The organism is Natronomonas salinimetallica, assembly GCF_013839515.1.
Lineage (GTDB): Archaea > Halobacteriota > Halobacteria > Halobacteriales > Haloarculaceae > Natronomonas.
This window is the reverse complement of sequence record NZ_JACDNQ010000001.1, coordinates 255701-256227: the sequence shown is the minus strand read 5'-3', so window position 1 is coordinate 256227 and position 527 is coordinate 255701. Positions and strand designations below refer to the sequence as shown.

General features: G+C 64.3%; 1 protein-coding gene. It reads left to right on the top strand.

Going from position 1 to position 527, the window contains the following annotated elements:
• Positions 1–187: 187 nt before the first annotated feature.
• Positions 188–527 (top strand): SDR family NAD(P)-dependent oxidoreductase (locus HZR14_RS01225; protein WP_255479132.1); only part of this gene is annotated, 340 nt, incomplete at its 3' end.

Below are 527 nucleotides of genomic sequence, written 5' to 3'. Positions count from 1 at the left end.
CTCTTCGAGAAGTTCACGAAGAGACTTGGATTTGCTAAATCTTGGATCGACAAATTCCTGGGTCCCTATTTGCAAAAATTATCTTGACCATTAAGGTCCCGCACTACCCTCAAGGAGCGAACGGCGCTAACCGTGAGCGAGTAGGGTGGGGTAGTTCACCGGTCGGTGGCGTCGGTCCCCATAGAGTATGTCTTCCGATACGTTCGAGTTGACCGCACCGGAACTGACAGCCGACGACCTGCTGATCGTCGACGATCCGCACTTCACCCCCGACACGGTCGCCGTCGTCACCGGTGCCGCCTCGGGGATCGGCCGCGCGACGGCCGTCGCGCTCGCGGCGAACGGCCTCACGGTCGCCGGGGCCGACGTCGACGAGGACGGACTCGACGGGACGGTCGACCTCGCCGCGACCGTGGATACCCCGGGGGACGTACGGCCGCTCCCGACCGATCTCACCGACGACACCGACGTCGAGGCGATGATCGAGGGGGCCGCGGAGGCGGGGACCCTCCGGTACGTCGCGAACG